The sequence below is a fragment of the Streptomyces sp. NPDC040545 genome (genome assembly GCF_055595065.1).
In genome coordinates this window covers 235453-261879 of record NZ_JBVIWA010000005.1, presented here as the reverse complement: position 1 = coordinate 261879, position 26427 = coordinate 235453, and the positions used below count along the sequence as shown (strand labels likewise).

Below are 26427 nucleotides of genomic sequence, written 5' to 3'. Positions count from 1 at the left end.
TCTGGCTGGGTCTGGCTGGGTCTGGCGTTGTGGTGTCCGGCGAGGGTACGACGCGGACCATTGTGGCCCGGCGCACCGACAACGCCGACTCCGACCCCGGGGGTCCCCCGGACGGAGTGCGGGGGAGTGACCCGGGAACTTATCCGGCGGTCGGCGCGCTTGCATACAGTGGCAGGTCGATAAGAAATCTCTGCATCGCGATCGAAGGGACCACATGCCCATGGGTCACACGGCCACAGCCCAGGCCGGCTCCGGCGGCCTGACAGCGACCGAGCACCGGCTGGCCAACGGCCTGCGCGTGGTGCTCTCCGAGGACCACCTGACCCCGGTCGCCGCGGTCTGCCTCTGGTACGACGTAGGCTCGCGCCACGAAGTCAAGGGACGCACCGGCCTGGCTCACCTCTTCGAGCACCTGATGTTCCAGGGGTCGGCGAGCGTTCCCGGCAACGGGCACTTCGAACTGGTCCAGGGCGCCGGCGGTTCCCTCAACGGCACCACCAGCTTCGAGCGCACCAACTACTTCGAGACGATGCCGACCCACCAGCTGGAGCTCGCGCTCTGGCTGGAAGCGGACCGGATGGGGTCCCTGCTGGCCGCCCTGGACGACGAGTCCATGGAGAACCAGCGCGACGTCGTCAAGAACGAGCGCCGCCAGCGGTACGACAACGTTCCGTACGGTACGGCCTTCGAGCGCCTCACCGCCCTCGCCTACCCCGAGGGCCACCCGTACCACCACACCCCGATCGGCTCCATGGCCGACCTGGACGCCGCCTCCCTGGAGGACGCGCGCACCTTCTTCCGTACGTACTACGCGCCCAACAACGCGGTGCTCTCGGTCGTCGGGGACATCGACCCCGAGCAGACGCTCGCCTGGGTCGAGAAGTACTTCGGCACCATCCCCGCGCACGACGGCAAGCAGCCGCCCCGTGACGGCTCGCTGCCCGACATCATCGGGGAGCAGCTGCGCGAGGAGATCGTCGAGGAGGTCCCGGCGCGTGCGCTGATGGCCGCCTACCGGCTGCCGCACGACGGCACCCGCGAGTGCGACGCCGCCGACGTGGCGCTGACCATCCTGGGCGGCGGCGAGTCCTCGCTGCTGCACAACCGGCTGGTACGCCGCGACCAGAGCGCCGTCGCGGCCGGCTTCGGCATGCTGCGCCTGGCCGGGGCGCCCTCCCTGGGCTGGCTGGACGTCAAGACCTCCAGCGGGGTCGAGATCCCCGCCATCGAGGCGGCCGTGGACGAGGAGCTCGCGCGGTTCGCCGCCGAGGGCCCGACGGCCGAGGAGATGGAGCGCGCCCAGGCGCAGCTGGAGCGCGAGTGGCTGGACCGGCTGAGCACGGTGGCCGGCCGCGCCGACGAACTGTGCCGCTTCGCGGTGCTGTTCGGCGACCCGCAGCTGGCGCTGACCGCCGTCCAGCGCGTCCTCGACGTCACCGCCGAGGAGGTGCAGGCCGTGGCCGCGGCCCGCCTGCGCCCGGACAACCGCGCGGTGCTCGTCTACGAGCCGCTCGCGGCCGACGAGTCCGACCAGCACGACGACTCCGACGAGAACGAGGGGGCGGACCAGTGAGCGACACGGCAGCCGTCACGATGACCTTCCACCCGCGCCCGCAGGCCGGCGAGCCGCAGCCGTGGGCCTTCCCGGCCCCCGACCGCGGGCAGCTGTCCAACGGACTGACCCTGCTGCGCTGCCACCGGCCGGGCCAGCAGGTCGTCGCGGTCGAGGTCAACCTCGCCGCCCCGCTCGACGCCGAGCCCGAGGGCCTGGACGGCGTGGCGACCATCATGGCGCGGGCGTTCTCCGAGGGCACCGACAAGCACTCCGCCGAGGAGTTCGCGGCCGAGCTGGAGCGCTGCGGCGCCACCCTGGACGCGCACGCCGACCACCCGGGCCTGCGGCTCTCGCTGGAGGTCCCGGCCTCCCGGCTGCCCAAGGCGCTGGGCCTGCTCGCCGAGGCGCTGCGCGCCCCCGCCTTCGCCGACGCCGAGGTCGACCGGCTGGTGCGCAACCGGCTCGACGAGATCCCGCACGAGCTGGCCAACCCGCAGCGCCGCGCCGCCAAGCAGCTCTCCAAGGAGCTCTTCCCGGCCACCCTGCGGATGTCCCGGCCGCGCCAGGGCACCGAGGAGACGGTCGCCCGGATCGACTCCGCCGCCGTACGCGCCTTCTACGAGGCCCACGTACGCCCCGCCACCGCCACCGCGGTGGTCGTCGGCGACCTGACCGGCATCGACCTGGACGCCGTGCTCGCGGACACCCTGGGCACCTGGACGGGCAACACCGCCGCGGCCCTCCCGGTGCCGCCGGTGACCGCCGACGACACCGGCCGCGTGGTCATCGTGGACCGGCCCGGCGCGGTCCAGACGCAGCTGCTGATCGGCCGGATCGGGGCGGACCGCCACGACCGGGTGTGGGCGGCCCAGGTGCTGGGCACGTACTGCCTGGGCGGCACCCTCACCTCGCGCCTGGACAAGGTGCTGCGCGAGGAGAAGGGGTACACCTACGGCGTGCGCGCCTTCGGCCAGGTGCTGCGCTCCACCGCGGACGGCAAGGGCGCCTCGATGCTCGCCATCAGCGGCTCGGTGGACACCCCGAACACCGGACCGGCGCTGGAGGACCTCTGGAAGGTGCTGCGCACCCTCGCGGAGGGCGGTCTGACCGACGCCGAACGCGATGTCGCCGTGCAGAACCTGGTGGGTGTGGCCCCGCTGAAGTTCGAGACGGCGGCCTCGGTCGCGGGCACCCTCGCCGACCAGGTCGAGCAGGAGCTGCCGGACGACTACCAGGCGCAGTTGTACGCCCAGCTCGCCGAAACGGGCACGGTGGAGGCGACCACGGCGGTCGTCAAGGCCTTCCCCGCGGACCGGCTGGTCACCGTCCTGGTGGGCGACGCGGCGCTGATCGAGGAGCCCGTGCGGGCTCTTGGGATCGGAGAGGTCACGGTCGTCTCCAACTGACCGGCGGGCGACGGCTCATTGAGGGCCGGCTGAAGGTTTCGGCAAGGGGTTCTGGTGACTTGGTCATCGGAACCCCTTTTGTCCGTTTAGTGGTGAGGTTGCTTTTATGTGGTGTGGCGTACGCAACAAAAAGCCGTGTCTGTTTGGCGATTGACTGATGATCCGCCTAGCGTCGGCCGTGCTGTCCGTCAGTTGTGCCCGCCGCACCCGCGGCACCGGGCAGCGATCGCCGAGTCCCCGTCAGGCGCGAGCCTGGGGAGCCGGGGACCCACATGAGTCCCTGGGGTGAATCGGACCCCCTCGCAAGAGGAGATCCGTAGGAGACCTTCCTGCTCCGAACCCGTCAGCTAACCCGGTAGGCGAGAAGGAAGGAAAGGATCAAACCCTTCATGGCGTTTGGCAGTCGTCCCGCTGGTACCGGTAAGCACCGTGGCTCCAGCCGTCTGAGCAAGAAGACCGCCGGCTACGCCGGTATCGCCGCGATCGCCACCACCGGTGTGGTCGGCTCGCTCGCCGCCCCGGCCTTCGCCGCGGACAACCACAGCAGCAACATCGGCCAGGACAACGGCCTGGGCGCCGTGGTCGTCGCCGAGGACCTCGCGGGTGACATCGCCGACCAGGCCGAGTCCCAGCACCGCGGAGCCGAGCAGGACGCCGTCAAGGCGCAGGCCGAGGCCGACGCGAAGCAGCGGGCCGCGGAGGCCAAGCGCCTTGCCGAGGCCAAGGCGAAGGTCGAGCGCGAGGCCGCCGAGCGCGCCGCCCGCGAGGAGGAGCGCAAGCGCCTCAACACCTTTGTCGCCCCGGTGGACGGCTCGTACGTCAGCACGCAGTACCACGCGGGCGGCGGCATGTGGTCCTCCGGCAGTCACACGGGGATCGACTTCCACGCCGCCTCCGGCACCTCGGTCCACGCGGTGGGCGTCGGTACCGTCGTCGAGGCCGGCTGGGGCGGCGCGTACGGCAACAACGTCGTCATCAAGCACAACGACGGCACCTACACCCAGTACGGGCACATGACCTCGCTGAACGTCTCCGTCGGCGAGCAGGTCACCCCGGGCCAGCAGATCGGCCTGTCGGGCTCCACGGGCAACTCCAGCGGCCCGCACCTGCACTTCGAGGCCCGCACGGGCTCGCAGTACGGCTCGGACATCGACCCGATTGCGTACCTGCGCTCGCACGGCGTCAGCCTCTGACCCCGCCTCGCACACCGCTTCACCGAAGACCCCGGCTCGGAGAGCCGGGGTCTTCGTGTTGCGTCCTTGTACAAATGTTTCGTATTTCTGGCCGCTCTCGGAAATTATCGTGTGTTGCAATAGAGTCGCAGCGCACGCATGTGCGTGCAATGAGGCTGGCAGTCGGAAATAGGCGGAGGTTCGGTCTTGCGTATTCCTGCGCACGCGGTATGCACAGCAATCCGCGACGACATCGTCTCCGGGGTGTTCGAGCCGGGCGGCCGGCTGACCGAGGAGGTGCTGGCCCGCCGGTACGGGGTCTCGCGCGTCCCGGTGCGCGAGGCCCTGCGGACCCTGGAGTCCGAGGGGTTCGTGACCACACGGCGCCACGCGGGCGCCTGCGTGGCCGAGCCGACCGGGCAGGAGGCGGCGGACCTGCTGGAGCTGCGGATGCTCCTGGAGCCGCTGGCTGCCGCCAGAGCCGCCCGGCGGCGCACCGACGCGCACCTCAAGGTGCTGCGCGGGCTGGTCAGGCTGGGGCAGGAGCGGGCCAGGCGGGGCCAGGGCGAGGACCTGCGGTCCCTGGGCGGCTGGTTCCACGAGACGCTCGCACAGTCCTCCGGCAGCCCCGGGCTGATCGCGCTGCTCACGCAGATGCGCCACAAGATCGCGTGGATGTACGTGGTGGAGGCGCCGGCCCGGCCCGTGGAGTCCTGGGCGGAGCACGGGGCGATCGTGGACGCGGTCGCGCGCGGCGACGCCGAACGGGCGCGGGCGCTGACCGCGATCCACGCCGAGCGGGCGGCGGGGGCGCACCGGCTGCGGCTCCGCCCGGCGGTGAGCACTTCGCAACCTGCCGTAAACATGTCGAGCGGCCGGCATTAACAGGAGCCGTATACAAAGGGTGGGACGGCGTGAATTCGCTGTCCGATGGCCGGTCCTTTCCGTGCGGGAGCAATTCGCCGTGCAGAATTACTGGGGAGCTCAATTATCCGTCCGCCGGATTCCGGCACGGCCTTTTCTCTGCCGGGCGGGATTTCTCCGGAGCCCGCCCCCCCGCAGGGGCTCCGGCCCCGCGGCGCGAGCGCACCGGGCGGGCCCGCCGCGCGGCGCGGGGGCCCCGTACGCGAACGACGGCGCGGGGACGTACGCGAACGACGAAGCCGCGGCCCCCGGATCGGGGGCCGCGGCTTCGCGCGTGAGGGCGAACCCGAAGGGTCAGACGGTCTCGGGGAGCTCCTCGAGACCCTCGGCGACCAGCTTCGCGAGGCGGTCGAGCGCGGCGTCCGCACCCTCGGCCTCGGAGGCGAGGACGATCTCCTCGCCGCCCTGGGCGCCCAGGCCCAGGACCGCCAGCATGGAGGCGGCGTTGACGGGGTCGCCGCCGGACTTCGCGATGGTCACCGGGACGCCGGAAGCGGTCGTCGCACGGACGAAGATCGAGGCGGGACGAGCGTGCAGGCCCTCGGCCCAACCGACGTTGACGCGGCGCTCTGCCATGGTGATGCCCTTCAGGTTCTTACGGTTGTCTAGACCAGTCTCTCATGACGTCCGGAATGCTCGGACCTTCCTCCGGCCTGAATTTTCCGCCGTTCGACCTTCCCCAGCTTGCACTGATTCGCCCCGTACCGCCTCGGCGCCGCGCGAGCGCTCGACGGCCTGATCCGGCCGTAAGGTAGGCCCATGACCATCGAGTCGGACCCCTCGTACCCGGCCCACTGGGAAGCCGATGTCGTCCTGCGCGACGGCGGCACCGCCCGGATCAGGCCCATCACCACCGAGGACGCGGGCCGGCTCGTCAGCTTCTACGAGCAGGTCTCGGACGAGTCGAAGTACTACCGGTTCTTCGCCCCCTACCCCCGGCTCTCCGACCGCGACGTGCGCCGCTTCACGCACCACGACTACGTGGACCGGGTCGGGCTCGCCGCGACCATCGGCGGGGAGTTCATCGGCACCGTCCGCTACGACCGCATCGGCGCCGACGGCCGGCCCGCCTCCGGACCCGCCGACGAGGCCGAGGTCGCCTTCCTCGTCCAGGACGCCCACCAGGGCCGCGGGGTCGCGTCCACCCTCCTCGAACACATCGGCGCGGTGGCCCGCGAGCGCGGCATCCGGCGGTTCGCCGCCGAGGTGCTGCCCGCCAACAACAAGATGATCAAAGTCTTCACGGACGCCGGCTACCAGCAGAAGCGCAGCTTCGAGGACGGCTCCGTCCACCTCACCCTCGACCTCGAACCCACCGCCGAGTCCCTCGCCGTGCAGCGCGCCCGCGAACAGCGTGCCGAGGCCCGCTCGGTGCAGCGGCTGCTGGCCCCCGGCTCGGTGGCCGTCGTCGGAGTCAGCCGCTCCGGGGCCGGCGTGGGCGCGGCCGCACTGCGCAACCTGCGCGACAGCGGCTTCCACGGCCACCTCTACGCCGTCAACGAGGCCGTCACCCGCGATCTCCTCGACGGCGTGCGGGCCTACCGCACCATCGAGGCCATCGGCGCCCCGGTCGACCTCGCGGTGATCGCGGTCCCGGCCGACCGGGTCCCCGACGCGGTGGCCGCCTGCGGCGAGCACGGGGTGCAGGGGCTCGTCGTCCTGTCCGCCGGATACGGGGAGAGCGGCCCGGCCGGCCTCGCCCGCCAGCGCGAACTGGTACGACAGGTGCGCTCGTACGGGATGCGGCTGATCGGGCCGAACGCCTACGGGGTGATCAACACCGCGCCGGAGGTGGAACTCAACGCCTCCCTGACCCCCGCGCCGATCCCCACCCGCGGCCGGATCGGCCTGTTCACCCAGTCCGGGGCCATCGGGATCGCGCTGCTCTCGGCCCTGCTCCGACGCGGCGAGGGCCTGTCCTCCTTCGTCTCCGCGGGCAACCGCGCCGACGTGTCCGGCAACGACATCCTCCAGTACTGGTACGACGACGAGGCGACCGACGTCGCCCTTCTCTACCTCGAAACCCTCGGCAACCCGAGGAAGTTCACCCGGCTCGCCCGCCGGACGGCGGCCGTCAAGCCGGTGGTCGTCGCCAAGGGCGGCCGGCACAGCCCGGCCGGGCACGTCGTCCCCGACACCCGGCTGCCGGAGGCCACCGTCTCCGCCCTGCTGCGCCAGGCCGGCGTCATCCGCGTCGACACGGTCACCGAGCTGGTGGACGTCGGCCTCCTGCTGGCGGCGCAGCCGCTGCCCGCCGGGCCCCGGATCGCGATCCTCGGCAACTCCGAATCCCTCGGGATCCTCACCTACGACGCCTGCCTCACCCAGGGCCTGCGGCCGCTGCCGCCGCTGGACCTGACGACGGCGGCCGCGCCGGCGGACTTCCGCGCCGCCCTGACCGACGCGCTCCGCTCCGAGGACTGCGACGCGGTGGTGGTCACGGCCATCCCGTGGGTGAGCGAGGACGCTCCCGCGGACGACCTGGCCGGTGCCCTGCGCGAGGCCGTGGCCGAGTACCCGGGCAAGCCGGTCGCGGTGGTGCACGTCGAGCTCGGCGAGCTCGTGGAGGCCCTGTCCGCCGTGCGCGGTGTCCCGCACTCCGCCCCGGCCCGGAGCTGGGGCCCCGCGGCGGACCAGGCGCACCGAGGACCGGCCGGGCCGCCGGCCGCCGCCGGCGACAGCATCCCCAGCTACCCCGCCGCCGAACGCGCGGTCAAGGCCGTCGCCGAAGCCGTCCGGTACGGGCAGTGGCGCCGGGCCACCGCCGACGACGACGGGCGGGTCCCCGAGTACGAGGACATCGACGAGGCCGGCACCGCGGACCGGCTGGCCGGGCTGCTGGCGGACGTCGACCCCGGCGCCGTGCTGACCCTCACCGACTGGGACGCCCGCGAGCTGCTCGCGGGCTACGGGATCCGCGTCCTGCCCACCCTGCCCGCGCCGAGCGCCGACGCGGCGGTCCGCGCCGCCGGCGTGCTGGGCTACCCGGTGGCGCTGAAGACCACCGCGCCGCACCTGCGCCACCGCGCGGACCTGGGCGGCGTACGCCTCGACCTCACGAACGAGGCCGAGCTGAGGCGCTCGTACGAGGAGCTCACCGACGCCCTGGGCAAGCCGGCCGAGCTCCAGCCCGTGGTGCAGGCCATGGTGGCGCGCGGGGTCGACACCGTCGTCCGCTCCGTCATCGACCCCGCGGCGGGCGCCGTCCTCTCCTTCGGGCTCGCCGGCGTCGCCTCCGAGCTGCTCGGTGACACCGCGCACCGGCTCGTCCCGGCCACCGACCGGGACGCCGCCGGACTGATCCGGTCCATCCGGACCGCGCCCCTCCTGTTCGGCTGGCGCGGCAGCGACCCCGTGGACACCCCCGCCCTGGAGGAACTGCTCCTGCGGCTCTCCCGCCTCGTGGACGACCACCCCGAGGTGATCGGCGTCTCACTGGAACCCGTCGTGGTCGCCGCCGAAGGCGTCTGCGTGCTCAGCGCCACCGTCCGCGTCGCCCACCCGCCGGCCCGCGGCGACCTCGGCCCGCGGACCCTCCCCAGTTACTGACCGGGTACGGCGCGGCCTGAGGGCCCCGTACGGGCCTTAGGATGGACCTCATGGCGAAATCCGGTACGACGACCCAGGGGCTGCGCACGGCGATCGAGCGCAGCGGCTACTACCCGGCCCTCGTGGCCGAGGCCGTGGAGGCCGCGGTGGGCGGCGAGCCGATCTCGTCGTACCTGGTCCACCAGGAGACGACCTTCGACTCCAACGAGGTACGCCGCCACGTCACCGTGCTGGTCCTGACCGGCAACCGCTTCATCGTCAGCCACACCGACGAGCAGGCCGCCGACGCCGGGTCCCCGTCCCCGTACGCGACCACCTCCACCGAGTCGGTCAAGCTGTCCAGCATCTCCTCCGTGGTGCTCAGCCGCGTCGTCGCCAACCCCGAGTCCTACACCCCCGGCACCCTGCCCCGCGAAGTCGTCCTGACCATCGGCTGGGGCGCGGTCTCCCGGATCGACCTGGAGCCGGCCGCCTGCGGCGACCCGAACTGCGACTCCGACCACGGCTACACCGGCAACTCCACCGCCGACGACCTCAGCCTGCGGGTCAGCGAGGCCGGCGACGGGCCGGAGGCGGTGCGCCAGACCCTGGCCTTCGCGCAGGCCCTCAGCGAGGCGACAGCGGCGACGTCCTCCCCCTCCGCCCGCTGATGGCGTACTCCGCGGCACAGGAGTGGCCCGAGCCGGAGCTGCTGGACCTGGCCGGCGCCCCCGTCCCGGAGTACGGCGCCGGGTCGCTCGCCGACCTGCTGCCCACGCTCGTGGCAGGCCAGGGCGTCCCGGGTTTCACCGCCGCCATCACCGAGCTGACCCCGGCCGACCGGAACTGCGTGTTCCTGGTCGACGGCATGGGCTGGGAGCAGATCAAGGCCCACCCGGACGAGGCCCCGTACCTCACCTCCCTGCTCGGCAGCTCGCGCGGCGGCACCGGCCGCCCGATCACCGCGGGCTTCCCGGCGACCACCGCCACCTCGCTCGCCTCCGTGGGCACCGGCCTGCCGCCGGCCCGCCACGGCCTGCCCGGCTACGCCGTCCGCAACCCCGCCACCGGCGAACTCATGAACCAGCTCCGCTGGTACCCGTGGACCGCGCCGAAGCCCTGGCAGCCGTACCCGACCGTCTTCCAGCAGGCCGACAAGGCCGGGGTGGCGACCGCCCAGGTGTCCTCGCCCGCCTTCCAGACCACCCCGCTCACCAAGATCGCCCTGAGCGGCGGCACCTTCCTCGGCCGGATGACCGGCGAGGAGCGCATGGACCTGGCGGCCGAGCGTCTCGCGGCCGGCGACCGCTCGCTCGTCTACACCTACTACAGCGAGCTCGACGGGGCCGGCCACCGGCACGGCGTGAACTCCGACGCGTGGCGCGGCCAGCTGATGTACGTGGACCGGCTCGTCCAGCGGCTCGCGGAGCAGCTGCCGCCGCGCACCGCCCTGTACGTGACCGCGGACCACGGCATGGTCGACGTCCCCTTCGACGAGGACTCCCGGATCGACTTCGACGAGGACTGGGAACTCGGCGCCGGCGTCGCCCTGTTGGGCGGCGAGGGGCGGGCCCGGCACGTGTACGCGGTGCCGGGTGCGCAGGCAGACGTACTGACCGTGTGGCGCGAGGTGCTCGGCGACCGGTTCTGGGTCGCGAGCCGCGAAGAGGCCCTGGAACTGGGCTGGTTCGGCGCGCCGGGGGAGTGCGACGAGCGCGTGCTCGGACGTATCGGCGACGTGGTGGCGGCCGCCCAGGCCGATGTCGCGATCACCGCCTCACGCAACGAGCCGAACGAATCCGCCCTCACCGGAATGCACGGCTCCATGACCGCGGCGGAGCAGCTCGTCCCGCTGCTCGAAATCCGCACCTGACCCTCGCCCCTCACCCCGTACGCACCGCCCCACCACCTGCCCACGACCCGAAAGGTCCGTACTTCCCATGCCCGAGCTGGTGTTCTTCTCCGGAACGATGGACTGCGGAAAGAGCACGCTGGCGCTCCAGATCGCGCACAACCGAGACGCGCGGGGACTCCAGGGCGTGATCTTCACCCGTGACGACCGGGCGGGCGAGGGCAAGCTGTCCTCGCGCCTGGGTCTGGTGACGGAGGCGATCGAGGCGCCGGAGGGCATGGACCTGTACGCGTACCTGGTCGCCCAGCTCTCCAAGGGCGGCAAGGCGGACTACGTGATCGTGGACGAGGCCCAGTTCCTGGCCCCGGAGCAGATCGACCAGCTGGCCCGCATCGTGGACGACCTGGACATGGACGTCTTCGCCTTCGGGATCACCACAGACTTCCGCACCAAACTCTTCCCCGGCTCCCAGCGCCTGATCGAGCTGGCGGACCGCCTCGAACAGCTCCAGGTCGAGGCCCTGTGCTGGTGCGGCGCCCGCGCCACCCACAACGCCCGTACGGTGGGCGGGGAGATGGTCATCGAGGGCGCCCAGGTCGTGGTCGGCGATGTGAACCGCCCGGCGGAGGAGATCGGCTACGAGGTCCTGTGCCGCCGCCACCACCGCCGCCGCATGACCTCGGCGGCCGCCCAGGCCGGAGCCCTCTCCCCGGACGTCCTCCCGGTCAACCACGCCTGACGGGCGGGTCCGTGGCCGCCCCCCTCCGTGTCAAGGGCAGGCCGCCGCCCGTTCAGTGGATCCGGGGGAGCGGCCGTGAACCAGGAAGCGTATCGCCGAGAGCTCGAATATCTGATTCAGTACGCGCACGACGACTGGCTCGGGTTCTCTGTCGTCAGCGGGGCGGTGGGCAGTCTGCTCGGACGCGGCGCCTCGTTCGAGGCGCAACTGGGTCTGCTCCTGCGGATCGTCGGCGATCTGTACGACGCCGGAGCGCGAGCGGGCGATCTGACGGAGTCGACAAGCGAGCCGTTCCTGCCGTGGAGGGCGGACAAGGCCGAGGCCTTGACCCGGATCGTCGCGGAGGTCGAGCCGCATTCCCGATTGCCCGACTCCGGTGATGTCTGCTGGTTCGCGGTGCCCTGAGCCGGACACGGCCTCCCGCGGCGTGACATCGATCCGCGGGAGCGGAAACCGGGTGCGGCCGAGCCGACGGGCGGCGGCTGTATGCCGTGACCGGATCGGCGTACACCACCACGACGGCCGGCCCATGTGACGCGGCCTTCGGGCCGTCGGGCGGGCCGTACACTCGGCCCATGGGTCGCACACGTTCCACGAGGCAGTGCCTGCAGCAGGCCGCCTCCGGCATGCGCCCGACCGCCGGGACCACGACCGTCGTCGACCCGGCCGGCGAGGTCCTCGCCGTAGCGCCCAAGACGCGCCGTACCGCCCTGCACGGGCACGGCTAGCGCTTCGCGCCTCCGGCCCCTCCGCTCCACATCACCACAGCAGCTTCCCGGCATGCCGCCGGCGCTGCCGCCTGGCTACGGCCGCACGCCCGGGCCCGAGCCCCCTCGAAGGGATCATTGTGAAGCTGAGCGAATTGCTGGCGGGGCAGGAGCACCACGTCCTCCAGGGTGATCCGGACACGACGCTGATCACCGCGGGAACCACCTTCGACGCCGACCGGGTGATGCCGGGCTCGCTCTTCATCGCCGTACCCGGACACCGGGAGGGCGGCCCCGCCTCCGTCCCGCCCGCCCTGGCCCGGGGCGCCGCCGCCGTACTCGTCGACGGCAGTGAGCCCGAGCTGCCGGCCGCGGTATGGCCCCCGGGCACCTGTGCCGTCCGGGTACCCGACACGCGGACGGCCGCCGCGGTGGTGACCTCCCGCTACTTCGGCGAGCCCGGCAGGCAGATGGACATGGTGGCGATCACCGGCACCAACGGGAAGACCTCCGTCTCGTACATGGTCGAGTCCGTCCTGCGGATCGCCGAGGGCTCCAGGGTGGGAGTGATCGGAACCGCCGGCAGCAGGATCGGCCACGAGCCGATCCCCATGCCGCCCTCGGTGCTGACCACGCCGGAATCGCCCGACCTGCAGTACCTGTTGGGGTACATGCGCGACCGCGGCGCCGTCGGCGTGGTGCTGGAGGCCACCTCGATGGCGCTGCTGACGCACCGGGTGGACCGTACGTTCATCGACGTCGGGGTCTTCACCAACCTCACGCAGGACCATCTGGACGACCACGGGACGATGGCGGACTACCGGGACGCCAAGCTGCGGCTCTTCCAGGGCCTGTGCCGGCGGGCGGTGGTCAACGCCGACGATCCGGTGGGCGCGTCCATCGCGTCGATGATGCCGGGTGCGGTGACCACGTACGCCCTGGACGGCCCGGCCGACTACCGGGCCACCGACCTCGTGGTGAGTGCCTCGGGCACGCGGTTCACCCTCCACCACGCCGGACGCGCCTACCCGGCCTCGATCCCCGTACCCGGCCGGTTCTCGGTGGCCAACGCGCTGGCCACCGTGGCGGCCTGCCACGTGCTGGGGCACGAGCTGGGCCCCCTGGTCGACGCGCTCGACCGGATGCCTCCGGTCCCGGGCCGGCTGGAACGCTTCCGCACCCCGCTGGGCACCTCCGTGATCGTGGACTACGCCCACTCGCCGGACTCCCTGGAAAAGGTCCTGACCACCATCCGGGGCTTCGCCCCCGGCCGGGTGATCACGGTCTTCGGCTGCGGCGGGGACCGCGACACCACCAAACGGGCCGAGATGGGCCAGATCGCCGGCACCCATTCCGACCTCTGCGTCCTGACCTCGGACAACCCCCGCAACGAGGACCCCGAGGCCATCCTGGACCAGGTCTCCCACGGCCTCACGGCGACCGGCACCCCCTTCCGGCGCTACGCCGACCGCCGCCGGGCGATCGCCTTCGCCCTGTCCGCGGCGGGCCCCGACGACACGGTCCTGATCGCCGGCAAGGGCAGCGAACCGCACCAGATCGTCGGCGAGGAGCTGCTCCCCTTCAGCGACATGGCCACCGTGCGCGAACTGGCCATGCCCTAGACCGCGCGAGCAGTACCGGGCTTCTGCGCCTCCCGGGCCCGCCGGGTGTGCCCCGTATCGTGAGGGCATGAAGGTGTACCAGAGCACTCCTGTGCGTGTCGAGGCGATGCTCGAGGACCTGCGCACGCTCGTCGAGGTCGAGTCCCCGTCGCGTGACCTCGATGCCCTGAACGCCTCGGCCCACGCCGTGGCGGCGGTCATCGAGAACCGGCTGGGCGGGCGGGCCGTCCTGGTGGAGAGTCAGGCCGGGCCGCACGTGCACTGGTCGGGCGGAGGTGATCCCCGGGTGCTGATCCTCGGTCACCATGACACGGTCTTCCCGCTCGGCACGCTGGGGCGCCGCCCCTTCCGGGTGGAGGGCGGGCACGCGACGGGCCCTGGGGTCTTCGACATGCTCGGTGGCCTGGTCCAGGCCGTGCACGGCCTGGCGGCGCTGGACGACCTGTCGGGTGTGGAGGTTCTGGTGACCGCCGATGAGGAGGTCGGTTCCGGTTCCTCCCGGGCCCTGATCGAGGAGCGGGCGCGCGCCTGCGGCGCGGTGCTCGTGTTCGAAGGTGCGGCCGACGGCGGGGGCCTGAAGACGGGGCGCAAGGGATGCGGCACGTTCGAGGTGCTCGTCAAGGGGCGGGCGGCGCATGCGGGGCTGGAGCCGGAGGCCGGGGTGAACGCACTGGTCGAGGCGGCGTACCAGGTGCTGGACATCGCGGCGCTGAGCCGGCCGGAGATCGGGACGACGGTCACGCCGACCGTGGCGTCGGCGGGAACCTCGGACAACGTCGTTCCGGCGGAGGCGACCATCCTGGTCGACGTCCGGGTCGAGTCGGACCGGGAGAAGATGCGCGTCGAGTCGGCGATGGCGGCACTGGCTCCGCATCTGGACGAGGCGGAGATCGTGGTCCGGGGAGCCGTGGGCCGGCCCCCGATGCCGGAGTCGGCGTCGGCGGAACTGTTCGAGATCGCGCGGCGACTGCTGCCGGGCATCGAGGGCAGGGCGGTGGGTGGCGGCAGCGACGGCAACTTCACGGGCGCGCTGGGGGTACCTACGCTCGACGGCCTGGGAGCCGTCGGCGGCGGTGCCCATGCCGACCACGAGTACCTGGTGGTCGACGCGATGGCGGGGCGGGCGCATCTCGTCACCGGACTGGTGGACGCGATCCGTGACAGCGGAATCGGCCGGTGAGCCGTCCCGTCACGTGCGGCTGACCGTAGGCCCCGGCCGGCGGGTCGACCGCCGGCCGGGGCGGGAGGCGGGCGGGAGGCGGTCCCGCGGCGGACCTCGCCGCGCCCCTCCTCGCCGGCTGCGGCGGCAGGATCGGCCCCGAGCACACCGCCGAGGATTCGCCGCGCCCGACCGGCCCGGTGCACACCATCAAGCTCGCACCGGCTGATCCTTTCTCGTGTCACAAAAGACATCTGTCCGGCACGTCAAGTGAGGTGAGATGAACTCACCTGTCGGTCGCTCACGAGCTGTCAGTCATTCCTGTGAACGCGGGCCGTATGCCCGGGGCCCGGTTCCAGCGCATCCGGGACCAGGGGAGCGCGAGCTCGGCCCGGTCCTTGATCTGGCGCGGGGTCAGGGAGTCGACGGCGGCCGCCTCGCGGTGGCGGGCGTACACGCTGTCCACGTATCGGTGGCCGGTGTCGGCGGCGATGAACACCACCGTGCGTTCGGGGGCCCGGGACCGTTCCCAGCGGGCGGCGAGGTAGCCGGCCCCGGTGGACAGCCCGGCGAAGACCGCGTGCCGCCGCAGCAGATCGACGCTGCCGGCCCGCGCGGTGTCGAAGGAGATCCAGTGGAGCGTGTCGTAGGACGTGTGGCTGACGTTCCCGAAGGGGATGGAGCTGCCGATCCCGGCGATGATGATCTCGGGGTCGGCGACGTGCTCGGCCCCGAAGGTGACGCTCCCGAAGGGCTGCACGCCGACGAGTTCGACGTCGGGGGAGTCCTCCCGGAGGTAGCGGGCGAGGGCCCCGGTGGATGCGCCCGAGCCGACCCCGCCGACCAGGGTCAGGGCGCCGGCCCCGACCGCCGACCGCCGGATCCGCTCGGCCACCGCCCGGTAGCCCAGGTAGTGGATGTCGTCGTGGTACTGCCGCATCCAGTGGTACTCGGGGTGCTCGGCGAGGATCTCGTGGATGCGCTCGACCCGCCGCTTCTGGTCCAGTTTCAGGTCGTCGCAGGGCTCCATCCGCTCCAGCGTCGCCCCGAGCACGGCCAGTTGGGCGCACAGCGTGCGGTCGACGGTCGCCGAGCCGACGATGTGACAGCGCATCCCGTGGCGGTGGCAGGCCAGCGCGAGGGCGTACGCGTAGATCCCGCTGGAGCTGTCCAGGAGCGTGTCCCCGCGCCGCACCACCCCCGTGTCGAGCAGGTGGCGGACCGCCGCGAGGGCGGAGACCACCTTCATGGTCTCAAAGCGCAGGCAGACGAGCCGGTCGTCGAGGCGTATCAGGTCGGGCCGGCCGATGGCCTCCGCGATGTGCTGGTCCACTCGGGAACTCCTTGGTCGGGAGGGAAGGACAGGTCGTGAAGACGCGGGTCGCGGTGATGCCGTCGCTCTCCAGGGCCCGTACGCAGCCACGGATCCGGTGGCGCAGGCCCGGGGCCGCCGGGTCGAGGAGCAGTCCGGCCACCGCACCGCTGTGCGCGATCTGGACCCCCAGGGCCCCGAGCCGCCGGCCGATGCCGACGAGGGTGTCGAACTCCGGGTGGTGCAGGAGCTGTTGGCCCCGCCGCGCACTGGCGCTCGCGACCTGGCCCAGCAGGGCCGCGTCGCCCGTGGCCACGGCCCGCCGCAGCAGGGCGCGCAGCCGCTCGAAGGCGCGTACGTCGCTCCCGTCGTACGTACGGACCGGCAGGGCGAGGGTGTCCACGGGCGCGCCCCCGCCCAGGGCGCAGCCCACGACCACGAGGGGCGGCAGGCAGGGGCCGAGGGCCTCCAGCACCCGCCCCTCGCGCTGGGCGAAGAGCACCGGGCGGGCGTCGAGCATCAGCGGGTCGCAGGCCAGTTCGGCGCGCACCGCCAGCCGGGCGACGGTGCCGGGCGCCAGCCGCACGCCGTAGGAGTCCGCGACCGCGCGCACGACGGCGATGACATCACTGGTGGAGCTGCCCATGCCGAGGCCCACCGGGATGTCGCCGGTGATCCGCAGCTCCCCTCCGCAGGGCGGCTCCCGGCGCAGCGGCGCGCATTGCTCGACGGTGAGGGCCGCCGCGCGGGCGGCCTTCGTTCGGTCGCCCGGCAGGACGGTGAGCTGTTCCGGCGGGGTGCCGGGACGCCGGGTGAACTCGGCCCGGCTGCCCATCCCGGTCATCGGCAGGGTGACCAGGCCGGCGCACCGGCGCCCGGAGGCGTCGAGGAAGACGCCCTGGAGGATCTCGCCGTGGTGGCAGGAGGCGTGCCCGGCGCCGCGGAACACGGTGGGCGCGGTCACGGCCGCCCCGCCGTCCGGTAGCGGTACAGGGTTGTCGGGTCGGCGCTGAACTGGGAGAAGGGGAAGGGCTCCGCGGACAGGGCGGTCACCCCGGAGCCGAGGAAGGCCCGGGCCACCGCGCTGCCGCTCTGCGCGTAGACGACCAGCGGGATGCCCCGGGCGCGGCAGCGGTCGAGGACGGCGTCGAAGGAGCCGTTGCCGAGGGTCATGCCGGTGGCGACGATGGCGTCGGCACGCTCCAGCACCTCGTGCATGTCGGTGGTGACGGGATCGCCCCACTGGGTGGACCTGAGGTTGAGGTCGCACGGCAGCGGTACGCCGCCCCGCTCGCGGATCGCCGCGACCAGCGGGTTCACCACGCCGATGAGGCCGACCCGGGCGCCCGCGCCGATGTCCAGCAGCCCCGCGATGGCCGCGTCGCGGGCCCGGGCGCGTACGTCGGGGGTGCCCGCGGGGAGGGTGATCGGCTCTGCTCCGGCGTCGCGGTGCGGACGCTGCGCGGCCAGGTACGCGTCGAGGGCGGCGATCCGCAGCGGGCGGGGAGCCTCGCGCAGCAGGACGTCGAGCGGGGCGCCCGAGGCGTCGCGGCAGACGGACGGGTCGATCTCGCCGGCCTCGAAGGCGCAGCCGCCGAAGGAGCCGCCGAGGCGCACCAGGACGTACTGGTTGAGGTAGGTGGTGTCGCCGCCGGCCAGCCGGGTGCCGTGGTGGATCCAGAACACGCTGGTCGCCACGAGTTCGCCGGGCAGCGGGCCGTGTTCACCGGCCAGTACGGCCGCGAGGAGGGCGTCGACGGTCGGCGCGGGCGCGGATGCGGGTGCGGGTGCGGTGGTCGGGTGGCTCGTCATGACGTTCCTTGTCGCAGTACGGGAAGAGGTACGGGTACGGGTACGGGTGCGCGTACGGGTGTGGTGGCGCGCAGGGGGCCGCGGTAGGACACCGAGGACCGCCCCAGGGCGTCGGTGGCCAGTTCGGCGTCGACCTCGAAGATCTGGGCGAGGCGCTCGGCGGTGAGGACGGTGGCGGGGCTGCCGGAGGCGACCAGGCGGCCCTGGTGCATGAGCACCAGCCGGTCGCAGTGGCGGGCGGCCAGGGTGAGGTCGTGCAGTGCGACCAGCACCGTCTGCCCGGTGCCGGCGAGCAGTTCCATCAGCTCCCACTGGTGCTTGACGTCCAGGTGGTTGGTGGGTTCGTCGAGGAGCAGACCGTACGGTTGCTGGGCGAGCGCGCGGGCGATGTGGGCGCGCTGCCGCTCGCCGCCCGACAGGCCCTTCCAGGAGCGCCCGGCGAGCGCGGTGAGGCCGAGGCGGTCCAGCGCGGCGGCGACGACCGCCCCGTCGGTGGCGTCCGGCCCGCGCAGGCGGTCGCGGAAGGGGGTCCGCCCCAGTCCCACGACGTCGGCGACGCGCAGGTCGGTGTCGAATCCGGAATCCTGTTCCACGAAGGCGATGTGGCGGGCGATCCGGCGGGCGCTCCACGTCCGGATCGGCCGGCCGTCGTAGCGCACCGTGCCCGCGTCGGGCACGCGCAGCCCGGCCAGGCAGCGCAGCAGCGAGGACTTGCCGGAGCCGTTGGGGCCGAGCAGTCCGACCGTCTCGCCCGGTGCGATGTCCAGGCCGACCCCGCGGACGACGGGCGTGCCCGAGGCGGACCAGCTCAGGTCTTCGGCGGTGATCCTCACAGCTCCCCCCGCCTGCGCAGGACGAGGAGGAACAGCGGGACGCCGAGCAGCGCGGTGATCACGCCGACCGGGATCTCGCGCGGCGCGAAGGCGACCCGCGCCAGGGCGTCGGTCCACACCAGGAACACCGCGCCCGCGAGCGCCGCGTGGGGGAGCAGGACCCGGTGCAGCGGACCGGCGAGCAGGCGCACCCCGTGCGGGACGATCAGCCCGACGAACCCGATGGCGCCGACGGTGGCCACCGCCACCGAGGTCAGCACGGCCGTCACCACGAGCAGCAGCATCCGGGTGCGCCGTACGCCGATCCCCAGCGAGGCGGCGGTGTCCGCGCCGAACGCGAGGCCGTCGAGGGCGTTCGCGCACAGCCAGGCGGCCGCCAGCCCCAGCGGGGTGACGAGCGCGCAGACCACGACGGCGTCCCAGCGGGCCGGGGCCATCGAGCCCAGCAGCCAGTGGGTGAGGGCGCGCGTGGTGTCGGCGTCGGCCGAGGCCATCAGGACGAGCGAGGTCAGGGCGGTGAAGAGCTGTCCGACGACCACTCCGGTGAGGACGATGCGGACCGAGTCCAGGCCCGTCCGGTGCAGCAGCGCCAGCAGCAGGCCGAAGGAGAGCAGGGCGCCGACGAGGGCGCCGCCGGTGATCCCGAGGGTTCCGGCGGCCGGCCCGGACAGGGGCAGGACGGCCACGGCGACGGCCCCGGCCGAGGCCCCCGAGGACACTCCGAGCAGGTACGGGTCGGCCAGGGCGTTGCGGGTGACGGCCTGCAGCACGGTGCCGCAGACCGCCAGCGAGGCGCCGACCAGGGCCGCCATCAGGACCCGCGGCAGCCGCAGGTCCCAGACGAGCGAGTCCCGCAGCGGCGGCACCGGTTCGGTGGCCAGGCCCAGCCGGGCCCCGAGCACCCGGCCGAGGTCGGTCCATCCCACGTCGGCGCTGCCGATACGGGTGGCCGCCGCCACCGAGACGGCCAGGACGAGCGCCCCGGCGAGGAACAGCCCCGCCCGGGCCGGTGCGCCGGACCGCCCGGACCGCGGCGGCGCGGACGGCGCGGACGGCGTGCTCACCCGGACCTCACGGGCGGCCGGCAGCAGCAGGTCCACCGCCCCCGGGTCAGCGGACATGTCCGAGGTCCTTCATCCCCGCCGCCAGCAGCCCCAGGGCGTGCACGGAGCGGACGGAGGGGTCCAGTTCGATGCCCGGCACCTCGATGATCCTGTTCTCGCGGACCGCCGCCAGCTTGGAGACCACCGGGTCCCCGGCCATCGCGCCGCGCTTCTCGGCGGCGCTGTCGCCGGGCCGGCCGCGCTCGCTCAGATCGCCGATCACGATGAAGTCCGGGTCGCGCCGGGCGACTTCCTCCCAGGAGACCTCCGGCCAGTCCTCGGCCACGTCGTCGAAGGCGTTCTTCGCGCCGACGATCCGGCTCATCTCACTGGGCAGGCCGGTCCGGCCGGCGACGTAGGGCATGCCGTTGAAGACCGAGTACAGGTAGACGACGGTGGGCTGCTTCCCGCCCCGCGCGGTGGCCCCGGCGGCGTTCTCGCCGGCCTTGGCGACGGCGGCGCGCTGCTCCTGGGCGAGCCGGCCGGCCCGCTCCTCGCGGCCGAAGACCTTGCCGAGCTGCTCGTAGTCGGAGAAGAGCAGTTCGAAGGGTGTCTTTCCGGCCTCGTTGTGCTGTGGGCAGTCCACCGCGCTGACGAAGGCGGGGACGCCCAGGCCGGCCAGTTCCTCGCGGGTGCCGGCACGGTCCTTCGTGTAGAGGTCGGTGGAGCCGGCCACCACGAAGTCGGGGGTGGCCGCGCGCAGTTGCTCGCTGGTGGCGATCTTGGGGGCGATGACGGGGACCTTGGCATAGGCGTCCTGGTACTGCGCGGGGATCTTCGTCTTGAGGTTGGCGGTCCCGGCCATCCGGTCCTGGAGCCCCAGTTCCAGCAGGGTTTCGGTCGAGGTCTGGTCCAGGGTGACGGCGCGCTGCGGGGGCCGGTCGAAGGAGAACTGCCGCCCGCAGCTGCCGAGTGCCGCCGTCCGGGCGGCGGGTTCGCCCTTGGGCGCGTGGTCGCCGGTTGCGGTCGAGCAGCCCGTGGTGGCGAGGGCCAGGGCGAGTGCGAGGGGGATGCCGATCCGGGTGCGGTGGCGCATGGGTTCTCCGGTCTGGGAAGAGCGTGGGCGTGGTCGTGCACCGGGCAGGAGTGCCGCGTTCGAAGGGTACTGTAATGGTTATCGTTTTCATTAACACCCCGGGTCGAGGCTCGCCGAACCGCGATCCGCACCCTGCCGACGAACGAGGAGCACCACACCGTGTCGACCACACCCGCGCCCGCGACGCCCAAGGCCGCTCCGCTGCCCGCGCGTTCCGTCCTGCGCGACACCGCCTTCTTGCGCCTGTGGGCGGGCACCACCGCCTCCGGGCTCGCGACCTGGGCGCTGCCCTTCGTCCTGGGTCTCGCCGTCCTGCACCGGGAACTCGGCGCGGCCGGCCTGGGCCTGGTCCTCGCGGCCCGCACCGCCGGCTTCCTCGTCGCCGTCGCCGTCGGCGGGGTGCTGGCGGACCGTCACGCGCGCCGGACCGTCGTGCTCTGGTCCGCCCTCGCGGCCGCGTCCGCCGCCCCGCTCCTCGCCTTCGGCCTCGGCCGGTCGCTGCTGGTGATGACCCTGGCCGCCGCCCTCGCGGGCGCGGGCCAGGGGGCCTGCCGCCCCGCCTTCCAGGCGCTCACCGCCGAGGTCGTCGCCACCGACCGCAGGCAGCAGGCCAATGCCGCCATGACCATGGCGGTACGGACCTCCACGCTCGCGGGTCCCACTCTGACGGCACTGCTCGCGGCGTTCGCCGACGTGGGGACGCTGCTGCTGGGGATCGGCCTGCTCTGGCTGGTCGCCGCCCTCCTGCCGGGCCGCGGCGCCCCGGCCGCCGGACCGGCGGCCCCCGCCCCGCGCGCGTCACTGCGCGCCGAGTTCGCCGACGGCATACGCGAGGCCCGCCGCCACCCCTGGTTCCTCGCCGGACTCGGCGCCCTGACCGCCGTGATCGCGCTGGGTTACTCCGCCACCAGCGTCGCCCTGCCCCTCATCAGCCGCGACCGCTACGGCACCGGGTGGGTCATGGCCGCGGCCATGACCGCCCACACCGTCGGCGCGCTCGGCGGCGCCCTGGTCACCGCCCGCCGCCGGCCCCGCTCCCAGGGCTGGAGCGCCTTCGCCGGCCTGGCCTGCTACGGCTTCGCGCCGCTGAGCCTGATGCTGCCGGTCCACCCGGCCGTGGTGATCGCGGCCTATGCCGTGGCCGGAATCGGGATCGAGCTGTTCAACGTGCCCTGGTTCACGGCCACCCAGCGCGAGGTCGCCCCGGACAAGCTCGCCCGCGTCTCCTCGCTGGACTTCCTCCTGTCCTACGGCCTCGCCCCGATGGGCCTCGCCCTCATCGCCCCGGCCATCGCCGCCTTCGGCGTCACCCCGGTCCTCGCCGCGTGCGCCGCGGCCTGCTTCCTGGTACCCGCCGCGGCCGCCCTCGTGCCCACCGCCCGGCACTTCGGGCGGACTCCGGAGCCGGGGCCGAACTGAGCTCAGCGCCGTGATGCCACGAGGGCGAAGACGGCGCCCTCCGGGTCCGCGACGGTGGCCTGCCGCCCGCGCGGGCCCTCACGGGGCGGGTCGACGACGCGCCCGCCGAGCTCGACGACCCGCGCGGCCGCCAGGTCGGTGTCCTCCACCTCGAAGTACGCCATCCAGTGCGGGCCCCGGTCGTGCGGCAGCGAGCGGCCGACGCCGTGCACGGCGGCCACCGGGCGCCCCTCCAGGTGCAGGGTCAGGTAGTCGAAGTCGTCGGAGGCCGTGGCGTGCGTCTGCGCCTCGTGGCCGAAGACGTGCTCGTAGAACTTCCCGACCGTCGAGGTGTCCTGGGTGACCAGCTCGTTCCACACGGGGGTGCCCGGCCCGCGGTACGGCCGGGTGCCCATGCGGCTCTGCGCCTGCCACAGCCCGAAGATGGCGCCCAGCGGGTCGGAGCAGATCGCCACCCGCCCCGCGATCCCGGCGTCCAGCGGACCCACCGCGACCGTGCCGCCGCAGGCGCGGACCGACTCGGCGGTCGCGTCCGCGTCGTCCGTGGCGAGGTACGTCGTCCAGGCCACCGGAAGATGCCGGTCCGGTGGCATCTCGCCGATCCCGGCCACCTCGTGGCCGTCCAGCACCGCACGGACGTACGGGCCGAGCTGCTCGGGTCCCGGCTCGTACTCCCAGCCGAACAGGTCGGCGTAGAAGTCCTCGGTGGTCCCGAGTCCGTGCACCATGAGGCTCACCCAGCACGGGGTACCGGGCGTGCGCCGGGTTGCTTCCGCTGCCTCGGTCATGTCAGCCGTCTCCTCCGTCGTGGCGCTTACCGGTGCTGATGCTTCCACTCCCGGCGACTCGGCGCGCCCCGACCGCGCCGCATCGAGGAGGCCCGGCGCGGAGTTGACCGGATCGGTTCGGCCCGCCGATGACGGCCCTGTTACGCCGGTGCCGGGCGGGGAGGAAGATGGCCGGCATGACTGCGAAATGTGCGATCCTCGCCGCCGCCGAACTGAGGAACGAGCTGGCGGGCCCCCGCCCGCCGGCGCTGCTGGACGTCCGCTGGCAGCTCGGCGGCCCCGACCAGCGGCCCGCCTACGAGGCAGGACACCTGCCCGGAGCGGTGTACGTCGACCTCGACCGCGAACTGGCAGGTCCGCCCGGTCCGGGCGGCCGCCACCCGCTGCCGGACCCGGAAGTCTTCGGGGAGGCGATGCGGCGGGCGGGCGTCCCGGCGGACGGACCCGTCGTTGTGTACGACGGCGGACTGGGCTGGGCGGCGGCCCGGGCGTGGTGGTTGCTGCGCTGGACGGGTCACCCGAACGTGCGGGTCCTGGACGGCGGCTTGGCCGCCTGGACGGCCGCCGGGGGTACGGTGACGGCCGACCGGGTGACTCCCACGGAGGGCGATTTCAAGCCAACTCCGGGTGCGGTCGGGCTGCTGGACGCGGACGCGGCGGCCCTGCGCGCGCGTGCGGGGATCCTCCTGGACGCCCGTGCGGGGGAGCGCTACCGGGGCGAGGTCGAACCGATCGACCCGGTCGGCGGCCACATCCCGGGCGCCCTGTCGGCCCCGACCACGGAGAACGTGGGTCCGGACGGGCGGTTCCTGCCGGCGGGCGGCCTGCGCGCCCGGTTCGAGGCGCTCGGCGCCTCCGAGGGGACGGCGGTGGGCGTGTACTGCGGCTCGGGGGTCTCCGGAGCGCACGAGGTACTGGCCCTGGAGGTGGCCGGCATCGAGTCCGACCTCTACGCGGGCAGTTGGTCCGAATGGTCCGGCGACCCGGCCCGCCCGGTGGCCACGGGCCCGGACCCCCAGTAGGCGGACAGGGCCGTGGCCGCCGCCGGGCCGGACCCGGCGGCGGCCACGCCCGCTCCTGCTGCTGTTCCTACTCCTGCTTCTTGCGGCGGGTGCCGAAGACGATCTCGTCCCAGCTCGGTACCGCCGCACGGCGCCCGGGGCGGACCCCGTCGGCCTCGGCCTGGCGGTCGGTGGTGCCCGTCAGGCGGTCCCGGTGGCCCGCCACCGTGCGCGGCATCAGGACGTCGGCGTACGCGGCGCCCGCGCCCGCCGAGGCGGCGGGGGCCGGCGGCTCCTCCGCTTCCGGCTCGGCGTCGTCCGGGGTCTCGGTGCGGTCCGGGACCACCATGTCGCCGCGGAAGCTCGGGACGGCCTCCAGCAGGCTGGTGAGGGTGTCCCGTTCCTCCTCCGGTTCCGGAGCGGGCGCGGGCCTGCTGTCGGCCCGTTCCAGCTGCCGGTCCAGGGCGCGGTCCAGCGGCCGGTCGCGGGGCAGGCGCGCGATCCGCGGTACGAAGGGGAAGCTCGGCTCCGGCGCCGCCGGCAGGTCCTCCGACTCGCCGATCAGGGAACGGGCCTCGTCGTCCACGGCCACGACCAGCCGGCGCGGCGGGTCGTAGGTCCAGCTCGCCGAGTGCGGCTCGCCCGCGACCCGGTAGACGAGCAGGACCTCCCAGGTGCCGTCGTCGCGGCGCCAGGAGTCCCACTGGACGGATTCCTTCTCGGCCCCGCGCAGGGTCAGCCGCTCCTGCACGGCCTCGCCGAGCTGCGGACCGGTGTTCTCGCCGGGACGGCGTACGGGGGTCTTGCGGGCGCGCTCGGCCATGAACGCGCGCTCGGCGAGCACCGGGCCCTCGAAGCGGCGTACGCGGTCGACGGGGATGCCGGCGAGTTGGGCGACCTCCTCCGCGGAGGCACCGGCCCGTATGCGGGCCTGGATGTCGCGGGGGCGGAGGTGGCTCTCCACCTCGATCTCGATCTGGTTCAGGCGCGCGCGATCGTTGCGGACGGCGGCCCGGAGCCGCTCGTCGATCGGAAGCGTGTACTCCGTGCTGTCCGCAGCCTTGAGCACCAGTCGTGTGCCGTCATTTGAGACGGCCACGACACGCAGTTCGGGCATGGGGACCTCCCGGGTGGTGCCTGCCGACGTCACGTGCGTCGCTGCTTCCGCTAGTCGAGTGTGGCCTGCCCGGGTGCAGCCTGCCACAACCTTGCCGAGTTAAACCGGCGTGTCGGGCATGCGCCCTTGATCGCCGTTATGGCACGGTTACCTGTTGGGCACGCACAGTGACCGAACGGTTACTGTGCGCAGCAGGAGCCCGTGCAATACCGCGGCATCACCGGTCTTTGAGTGCCGTGTTCCATCCGTCGGCCCCCTCTCCCGAGTCCGGACATCCGAAAGGAAGGACGGCCCCAGGGCTCGCCACAGTACTCCATTCGGGCCACCTGGGTGGACCGCCGCGCCGCCGAACTTTCCCCGGACGGCGGGAGTTGGCGTGCCTTCGATCGGGTCCGACCTGCACCCGTGGTCCGTTTTCGGGTGTCTTGCTTCACATAATCACCAGAAACGGAACTATCTGCTTCGCTCAGCGGTCGGTACCTCGTGGAAGAGGAGAAGCGCGAGAGGCGGGACACACCGGGGATGGCGATGGGCCGGAAGGCGACGCGGGACGTCGAGGACGCACCGGAGGAGAAGAAGCTCGACCTGAGCGCGGCCCAGGTCGCCGGTTCCTCCCTCGCCACCGTCGCGGCCGCCCTGCTCGCCTCGAAGATGGGCGTCTACGGGACCATCCTCGGAGCCGGTGTGGTCAGCGTGGTCGCCACCGCGGGCGGGCCCGTCATCCAGCACCTCTTCCGGCGCACCGGAGACCAGCTGCGCGGGAGCGCCCGGCCCAGGGCCCGTCAGGTGCCCCCGCCCCGCACGGAGTCGGCGGGCGCGGCCTCCGCGGCCGCGGGGTCCGCCACGGAGGGGTTCGGTGAGGCCACCGTGCACGGCACCCGGGTCCGGGGCTGGAAGCGCACCGCGGTCGCCTCCGGCGCGGCCTTCGCCATCGCCGTCGGCGGCCTCGGCACCTACGAGGCGATGGCCGGCACCTCCGTCAGCAGCGGCGGCGGCACGCTCTTCTCCGGAGGTACCCGCACGGCGGGCCAGGACCGCCCCGCCCCGCCCCGCGACGAGCCGGGCGGCGAGGGGAAGGGCGGGCGCGGCCCCGGGTCGGGTACCTCCCCGAGCCCCTCACCCTCGCCCGGCGGCCGGAGCCAGGGCCCCGCACCCAGCCCCTCCGGATCCGCGAACCCCGGGGCCTCCGCGGACCCGGCGCCCAGCACCTCCCCGTCGAAGTCGGCCCCGAGCTCGTCGCCGGCCCCCGCTCCACCGTCCCCGTCGGGCCCGTCGGCCCCGACGGCAGGCCCGGACGCGTCGCCGCCGGCCGCGCCGCCCGGCGCGCCCTGACCCCGGACCG

General features: G+C 73.5%; 24 protein-coding genes and 1 riboswitch. Of the genes, 15 read left to right on the top strand and 9 right to left on the bottom strand.

All coding sequences use genetic code 11. The features are described 5' to 3' along the window. The first annotated feature begins 220 nt into the window (after positions 1 to 220). The 4 genes from ACZ573_RS13595 to ACZ573_RS13580 all read left to right on the top strand — a co-directional run bounded on the left by ACZ573_RS13595 (position 221) and on the right by ACZ573_RS13580 (position 5018). Positions 221 to 1573: a M16 family metallopeptidase gene (locus ACZ573_RS13595; protein ID WP_471303097.1), complete on the top strand. Its 1353-nt coding sequence runs from the start codon at positions 221 to 223 to the stop codon at positions 1571 to 1573. Positions 1574 to 1593: 20 nt separating this feature from the next. Continuing rightward, positions 1594 to 2961 carry a M16 family metallopeptidase gene (locus ACZ573_RS13590; RefSeq protein ID WP_471303326.1) on the top strand — a complete coding sequence of 456 codons (1368 nt, stop codon included), beginning with the start codon at positions 1594 to 1596 and terminating at the stop codon, positions 2959 to 2961. A gap of 217 nt (positions 2962 to 3178) precedes the next feature. Further along, positions 3179 to 3337, top strand: a riboswitch (cyclic di-AMP (ydaO/yuaA leader). Positions 3338 to 3350: 13 nt separating this feature from the next. After that, positions 3351 to 4154, top strand: coding sequence for a M23 family metallopeptidase (locus tag ACZ573_RS13585; protein WP_471303094.1), 804 nt, complete (start codon positions 3351 to 3353; stop codon positions 4152 to 4154). A 186-nt stretch (positions 4155 to 4340) separates the two neighbouring features. Continuing rightward, entirely contained in the window at positions 4341 to 5018 is a 678-nt protein-coding gene (locus tag ACZ573_RS13580; RefSeq protein ID WP_471303091.1) for a GntR family transcriptional regulator, read from the top strand. Between the two features lie 333 nt (positions 5019 to 5351). On the opposite strand, the gene ACZ573_RS13575 is transcribed toward ACZ573_RS13580, so the two are convergent. Next, positions 5352 to 5633 (bottom strand): HPr family phosphocarrier protein, encoded by a 282-nt coding sequence (locus tag ACZ573_RS13575; RefSeq protein WP_030012489.1) that lies wholly within the window; start codon positions 5631 to 5633, stop codon positions 5352 to 5354. 183 nt (positions 5634 to 5816) lie between these two features. Between ACZ573_RS13575 and ACZ573_RS13570 the strand changes: the two genes are divergently transcribed. The 8 genes from ACZ573_RS13570 to ACZ573_RS13535 all read left to right on the top strand — a co-directional run bounded on the left by ACZ573_RS13570 (position 5817) and on the right by ACZ573_RS13535 (position 14685). Next, positions 5817 to 8606, top strand: coding sequence for a bifunctional acetate--CoA ligase family protein/GNAT family N-acetyltransferase (locus tag ACZ573_RS13570; protein WP_471303088.1), 2790 nt, complete (start codon positions 5817 to 5819; stop codon positions 8604 to 8606). Positions 8607 to 8656: 50 nt separating this feature from the next. Beyond that, a complete protein-coding gene (locus ACZ573_RS13565) occupies positions 8657 to 9256 on the top strand; it encodes a DUF5998 family protein (RefSeq protein WP_327737837.1) in 600 nt (199 codons plus the stop codon). Then, entirely contained in the window at positions 9256 to 10458 is a 1203-nt protein-coding gene (locus tag ACZ573_RS13560; protein ID WP_471303086.1) for an alkaline phosphatase family protein, read from the top strand. Before ACZ573_RS13565 ends, ACZ573_RS13560 begins: the two co-directional genes overlap by 1 nt. A 67-nt stretch (positions 10459 to 10525) precedes the next feature. Continuing rightward, a complete protein-coding gene (locus ACZ573_RS13555) occupies positions 10526 to 11176 on the top strand; it encodes a thymidine kinase (RefSeq protein ID WP_471303084.1) in 651 nt (216 codons plus the stop codon). Positions 11177 to 11251: 75 nt separating this feature from the next. Continuing rightward, positions 11252 to 11581, top strand: coding sequence for a hypothetical protein (locus tag ACZ573_RS13550; RefSeq protein ID WP_471303081.1), 330 nt, complete (start codon positions 11252 to 11254; stop codon positions 11579 to 11581). A gap of 170 nt (positions 11582 to 11751) precedes the next feature. Continuing rightward, positions 11752 to 11904, top strand: coding sequence for a hypothetical protein (locus ACZ573_RS13545; RefSeq protein ID WP_471303079.1), 153 nt, complete (start codon positions 11752 to 11754; stop codon positions 11902 to 11904). Between the two features lie 119 nt (positions 11905 to 12023). Beyond that, the gene (locus ACZ573_RS13540) at positions 12024 to 13505 is read left to right on the top strand and encodes a UDP-N-acetylmuramoyl-L-alanyl-D-glutamate--2,6-diaminopimelate ligase (RefSeq protein ID WP_471303076.1); all 1482 of its coding nucleotides are present in this window, start codon (positions 12024 to 12026) and stop codon (positions 13503 to 13505) included. Positions 13506 to 13572: 67 nt separating this feature from the next. Then, a complete protein-coding gene (locus ACZ573_RS13535; protein ID WP_471303074.1) occupies positions 13573 to 14685 on the top strand; it encodes a M20 family metallopeptidase in 1113 nt (370 codons plus the stop codon). 280 nt (positions 14686 to 14965) lie between these two features. On the opposite strand, the gene ACZ573_RS13530 is transcribed toward ACZ573_RS13535, so the two are convergent. The 6 genes from ACZ573_RS13530 to ACZ573_RS13505 are packed head-to-tail and all read right to left on the bottom strand — an operon-like array spanning position 14966 to position 20760. Next, entirely contained in the window at positions 14966 to 15997 is a 1032-nt protein-coding gene (locus tag ACZ573_RS13530) for a pyridoxal-phosphate dependent enzyme (protein ID WP_471303071.1), read from the bottom strand. Beyond that, the gene (locus ACZ573_RS13525) at positions 15918 to 16940 is read right to left on the bottom strand and encodes a GHMP family kinase ATP-binding protein (RefSeq protein WP_471303069.1); all 1023 of its coding nucleotides are present in this window, start codon (positions 16938 to 16940) and stop codon (positions 15918 to 15920) included. The genes ACZ573_RS13530 and ACZ573_RS13525 overlap by 80 nt, the downstream gene beginning before the upstream one ends. Then, a complete protein-coding gene (locus tag ACZ573_RS13520) occupies positions 16937 to 17788 on the bottom strand; it encodes a Rossmann-like domain-containing protein (RefSeq protein ID WP_471303066.1) in 852 nt (283 codons plus the stop codon). The genes ACZ573_RS13525 and ACZ573_RS13520 overlap by 4 nt, the downstream gene beginning before the upstream one ends. Continuing rightward, complete coding sequence (locus tag ACZ573_RS13515; RefSeq protein WP_471303064.1) at positions 17785 to 18621, bottom strand: ABC transporter ATP-binding protein; 837 nt, start codon at positions 18619 to 18621, stop codon at positions 17785 to 17787. Before ACZ573_RS13515 ends, ACZ573_RS13520 begins: the two co-directional genes overlap by 4 nt. After that, entirely contained in the window at positions 18618 to 19742 is a 1125-nt protein-coding gene (locus ACZ573_RS13510; RefSeq protein ID WP_471303061.1) for a FecCD family ABC transporter permease, read from the bottom strand. Before ACZ573_RS13510 ends, ACZ573_RS13515 begins: the two co-directional genes overlap by 4 nt. Further along, on the bottom strand, positions 19732 to 20760 hold the full coding sequence (locus ACZ573_RS13505) for an ABC transporter substrate-binding protein (RefSeq protein ID WP_471303059.1): 1029 nt from the start codon (positions 20758 to 20760) through the stop codon (positions 19732 to 19734). Before ACZ573_RS13505 ends, ACZ573_RS13510 begins: the two co-directional genes overlap by 11 nt. 159 nt (positions 20761 to 20919) lie before the next feature. On the opposite strand from ACZ573_RS13505, the gene ACZ573_RS13500 reads away from it, so the two are divergent. Continuing rightward, a complete protein-coding gene (locus ACZ573_RS13500; protein ID WP_471303056.1) occupies positions 20920 to 22179 on the top strand; it encodes an MFS transporter in 1260 nt (419 codons plus the stop codon). 2 nt (positions 22180 to 22181) lie between these two features. Here ACZ573_RS13500 and ACZ573_RS13495 read toward each other — a convergent pair whose 3' ends face one another. After that, positions 22182 to 22967 (bottom strand): VOC family protein, encoded by a 786-nt coding sequence (locus tag ACZ573_RS13495; protein WP_471303054.1) that lies wholly within the window; start codon positions 22965 to 22967, stop codon positions 22182 to 22184. Positions 22968 to 23143: 176 nt separating this feature from the next. On the opposite strand from ACZ573_RS13495, the gene ACZ573_RS13490 reads away from it, so the two are divergent. After that, positions 23144 to 23989 (top strand): sulfurtransferase, encoded by an 846-nt coding sequence (locus tag ACZ573_RS13490; RefSeq protein WP_471303051.1) that lies wholly within the window; start codon positions 23144 to 23146, stop codon positions 23987 to 23989. Positions 23990 to 24056: 67 nt separating this feature from the next. On the opposite strand, the gene sepH is transcribed toward ACZ573_RS13490, so the two are convergent. After that, positions 24057 to 25085, bottom strand: coding sequence for a septation protein SepH (gene sepH, locus ACZ573_RS13485; protein WP_471303049.1), 1029 nt, complete (start codon positions 25083 to 25085; stop codon positions 24057 to 24059). 522 nt (positions 25086 to 25607) lie between these two features. Here sepH and ACZ573_RS13480 point away from each other — a divergent pair. Continuing rightward, a complete protein-coding gene (locus tag ACZ573_RS13480; protein WP_471303047.1) occupies positions 25608 to 26417 on the top strand; it encodes a hypothetical protein in 810 nt (269 codons plus the stop codon). Positions 26418 to 26427: the final 10 nt, after the last annotated feature.

Bases quoted from the DNA above. Each gene is read 5' to 3' on its own strand.
- ACZ573_RS13595 (WP_471303097.1), top strand. From the start codon at position 221: ATGGGTCACACGGCCACAGCCCAGGCCGGCTCCGGCGGCCTGACAGCG.
- ACZ573_RS13590 (WP_471303326.1), top strand. From the start codon at position 1,594: ATGACCTTCCACCCGCGCCCGCAGGCCGGCGAGCCGCAGCCGTGGGCC.
- ACZ573_RS13585 (WP_471303094.1), top strand. From the start codon at position 3,351: ATGGCGTTTGGCAGTCGTCCCGCTGGTACCGGTAAGCACCGTGGCTCC.
- ACZ573_RS13575 (WP_030012489.1), bottom strand. From the start codon at position 5,633: ATGGCAGAGCGCCGCGTCAACGTCGGTTGGGCCGAGGGCCTGCACGCT.
- ACZ573_RS13570 (WP_471303088.1), top strand. From the start codon at position 5,817: ATGACCATCGAGTCGGACCCCTCGTACCCGGCCCACTGGGAAGCCGAT.
- ACZ573_RS13565 (WP_327737837.1), top strand. From the start codon at position 8,657: ATGGCGAAATCCGGTACGACGACCCAGGGGCTGCGCACGGCGATCGAG.
- ACZ573_RS13560 (WP_471303086.1), top strand. From the start codon at position 9,256: ATGGCGTACTCCGCGGCACAGGAGTGGCCCGAGCCGGAGCTGCTGGAC.
- ACZ573_RS13555 (WP_471303084.1), top strand. From the start codon at position 10,526: ATGCCCGAGCTGGTGTTCTTCTCCGGAACGATGGACTGCGGAAAGAGC.
- ACZ573_RS13545 (WP_471303079.1), top strand. From the start codon at position 11,752: ATGGGTCGCACACGTTCCACGAGGCAGTGCCTGCAGCAGGCCGCCTCC.
- ACZ573_RS13535 (WP_471303074.1), top strand. From the start codon at position 13,573: ATGAAGGTGTACCAGAGCACTCCTGTGCGTGTCGAGGCGATGCTCGAG.
- ACZ573_RS13520 (WP_471303066.1), bottom strand. From the start codon at position 17,788: ATGACGAGCCACCCGACCACCGCACCCGCACCCGCATCCGCGCCCGCG.
- ACZ573_RS13510 (WP_471303061.1), bottom strand. From the start codon at position 19,742: ATGTCCGCTGACCCGGGGGCGGTGGACCTGCTGCTGCCGGCCGCCCGT.
- ACZ573_RS13505 (WP_471303059.1), bottom strand. From the start codon at position 20,760: ATGCGCCACCGCACCCGGATCGGCATCCCCCTCGCACTCGCCCTGGCC.
- ACZ573_RS13495 (WP_471303054.1), bottom strand. From the start codon at position 22,967: ATGACCGAGGCAGCGGAAGCAACCCGGCGCACGCCCGGTACCCCGTGC.
- ACZ573_RS13490 (WP_471303051.1), top strand. From the start codon at position 23,144: ATGACTGCGAAATGTGCGATCCTCGCCGCCGCCGAACTGAGGAACGAG.
- sepH (WP_471303049.1), bottom strand. From the start codon at position 25,085: ATGCCCGAACTGCGTGTCGTGGCCGTCTCAAATGACGGCACACGACTG.
- ACZ573_RS13480 (WP_471303047.1), top strand. From the start codon at position 25,608: ATGGCGATGGGCCGGAAGGCGACGCGGGACGTCGAGGACGCACCGGAG.